We start from the raw sequence: 2,696 nt of genomic DNA on the forward strand, positions 1-2,696 counted from the left end.
GGGCAGGCCGGTTCCGCCGGCGGCGTCGGCCGCGGGCGGCGCGAAGGCCGAGGCGGCCGGCGCTGAAGGCACCGCGGCGACCTGGATCACCGGCTGGTCCAGCGTGCGGCGCAGGCGGCCGTTCTGGGCCACATATTCCGGCGCGGGCTCGGTGGACTTGGACAGCGCGGCGATCACCGCCTCGTCGGCCCGGCGCTTGGACGCGACCGCCTTGGCGATCTCCGGCTGCACCGTGTAGCTCGGGCAGGCGGAGGCGCCGTTGAAGCTCGACAGCGGGCCGGCGGAGGCGTTGAAGACGTACTTCTTGCCGCAGGCGTCCACCTTCGGCTCCAGCTTCGTCACCTCGAAGTGGTCGGCGCCTTCCTTCAGGTTGCGCCAGAACGCGATGTTCTTGTCGGAGCGGCGGCGAGCCATGTTCTCGGGCGTCATGCGGAACGGCAGCGCCTGCACCTGAAACGCCTTCTGGCCGCCCCGGAACGCCTCGCGCGCCAGCGCGTAGATCTCGGCCATCTGGGTGTCGGTCATGGCGTAGCAGCCGGCGGACAGGCAGTCGCCGTGCACCATCAGATGCTGGCCGGTGCGGCCGAGCGCCTGGTCATACTTGTTCGGGAAGCCCAGATTGAACGACAGGTAGTAGCTGGAGCGCGGGTTCATCTGCCCCGGCGCGACCGAGTAGAACCCTTCCGGCGCCTGCTTGTCGCCTTCCTTGACCTTGGGGCCAAGCTTTCCGGAGAAGCGGCAGATGTCGTAGCTCTTCAGCAGCGCGTAGCGGCCGTCGGACTTGCGCTTCTTCCAGATCTCGGCCTTCGAATCCTCCTTGTAGATCCGCATCAGGATCGGATCGGAGGCCGTCATGCCCTTTTCCTGCATGAGCGAGACGGTTTCGATGGGCAGGGCCTGGACGCTGCGCGCGGTGACCGCGTTCTCGTCCTTCTGACATCCGGCGAGCGTCAACGCGATCGCGGCGACGGCGCCTGCGACGCTTGCGCGATGTGCGGACATGAATGCCTCCCGAGGGCGCGACGACGGACACATGAGCCAGCTTAACGCCAGGTACCCTTACCTCGACGTTACCACGCGCTCCCGACGCCGTCACCCGTCATGGGCGAGGCCGCGCGGCCCCGTCCGGCGCTCAGAGATTTCGGCCGATCGCCAGGAACTTGGCCCGGCGCTCGTCGCGCACCTGCTGCGGCGACAGGGTCGCGAAACGGGCGAGCGCGTTCGCAACCGCGTCGCCGGCGGCCGCGATCACCGTGTCCGGATCGCGATGGGCGCCGCCCAGCGGCTCCGGGATCACGCCGTCGATCACGCCGAGGCGCATCAGGTCGGCGGAGGTGATCTTCATGTTGGTGGCGGCGTCCTGGGCCTTGGCGGCGTCGCGCCACAGGATCGAGGCCGCGCCTTCCGGCGAGATCACGCTGTAGATCGCGTGCTCAAGCATCAGCACCACATTGGCGGTGGCGATGGCGATGGCGCCGCCGGAGCCGCCCTCGCCGATCACGACCGCCACGTTCGGCACGGTCAGGTTGAGGCAGGCCTCGGTGGAGCGGGCGATGGCCTCGGCCTGTCCGCGCTCCTCCGCCTCGATGCCGGGGAAGGCGCCGGCGGTGTCCACCAGCGCCACCACGGGCAGGCCGAACCGATCCGCGAGCTCCATCAGGCGCACCGCCTTGCGGTAGCCCTCGGGCCGCGCCATGCCGAAGTTGTGCTTCAGCCGGCTCGCGGTGTCGGCGCCCTTCTCCTGACCGATCAGCATGATCGGCTGGCCGCGGAAGCGGGCCGGGCCGCCCACGATGGCCTCGTCCTCGGAGAACTTGCGGTCGCCGGCAAGCGGGGTGAAGTCCTCCACCAGCCCGGCGGCGAAATCCTGGAAATGCGGCCGGTTGGGATGGCGGGCCACCAGCGCCTTCTGCCACGGCGTCAGGGTGGCGTAGAGCTCCTTCAGCGCCTGGAGCGACTTGGCTTCCAGCCGGTTGACCTCGTCCTCGATCCCCACCGCGTCGCCGCTCTCGCCAAGCGCGCGCAGCTCGAGAATCTTGGCCTGGAGTTCGGCGACGGGCTTTTCGAAATCGAGATAGCTCTTCATGGGCTCCGCTCCGCGCCGCAGGCGCCCGGCGGGAGGGGCGCTGGTCCTTGCGGAGCGGGCGCAACTTGGTTTGGGGGACCGACGAAAGTCAAGACTCCGACGCGCCGGCCGCCTCCGGGTCCCCGAGCGGGTGCAGGTCGCGCACCATGGCGCGGGCGCGCTCGTCGAGCACATGGGTGTAGATCTGGGTGGTGGCGATGTCCGCATGGCCGAGCAGCTGCTGCACGGAGCGCAGATCGGCCCCGTTCTGCACCAGATGGCTCGCGAAGGCGTGGCGCAGCACGTGGGGGCTGACCCGGGCCGGCGGCAGCCCGGCGCGGACCGCCGCGTCCTTCAGCTCCCGGGCGAAGACCTGGCGGGTGAGATGCCCGCTCTCCCCCGGCGCCGGAAACAGCCACGGGCCGGACGCCTCCCGCCCGCAGGCGGCCAGCGCCTCCAGATAGACGGCCATGGCGGCCTTGGCGACGGGGGTGAGCGGGGCGAGCCGTTCGCGGCCGCCCTTGCCCTTCACCATCACCGCGCCGGCGCCGGGCTTCGCCGCCGAGCGCGGCGGCGCCACGAGCTCCGAGACGCGCAGGCCCGTGGCGTAGGCGAGCTCCAGCAGGCAGGC

3 protein-coding genes are annotated in these 2,696 nt (G+C 70.7%); all 3 read right to left on the reverse strand.

Translation table 11 applies throughout. The features are described 5' to 3' along the window. Nucleotides 1–1,002: hypothetical protein (locus tag ACFQ4O_RS16635; RefSeq protein WP_378777349.1), on the reverse strand; the 1,002-nt coding region annotated here is incomplete at its 3' end. Between the two features lie 130 nt (nt 1,003–1,132). Further along, nucleotides 1,133–2,086: an acetyl-CoA carboxylase carboxyltransferase subunit alpha gene (locus tag ACFQ4O_RS16640; protein ID WP_378777351.1), complete on the reverse strand. Its 954-nt coding sequence runs from the start codon at nt 2,084–2,086 to the stop codon at nt 1,133–1,135. An 88-nt stretch (nt 2,087–2,174) separates the two neighbouring features. Next, nucleotides 2,175–2,696: tyrosine-type recombinase/integrase (locus ACFQ4O_RS16645; protein ID WP_378777357.1), on the reverse strand; the 522-nt coding region annotated here is incomplete at its 5' end.

The sequence above is a fragment of the Methylopila musalis genome (assembly GCF_042679725.1).
Classification (GTDB): Bacteria; Pseudomonadota; Alphaproteobacteria; order Rhizobiales; family Methylopilaceae; genus Methylopila; species Methylopila musalis.

What these genes read in the sequence shown, in the direction of transcription:
- ACFQ4O_RS16640 (WP_378777351.1), bottom strand. Translation starts at nt 2,086, where the DNA reads ATGAAGAGCTATCTCGATTTCGAAAAGCCCGTCGCCGAACTCCAGGCC.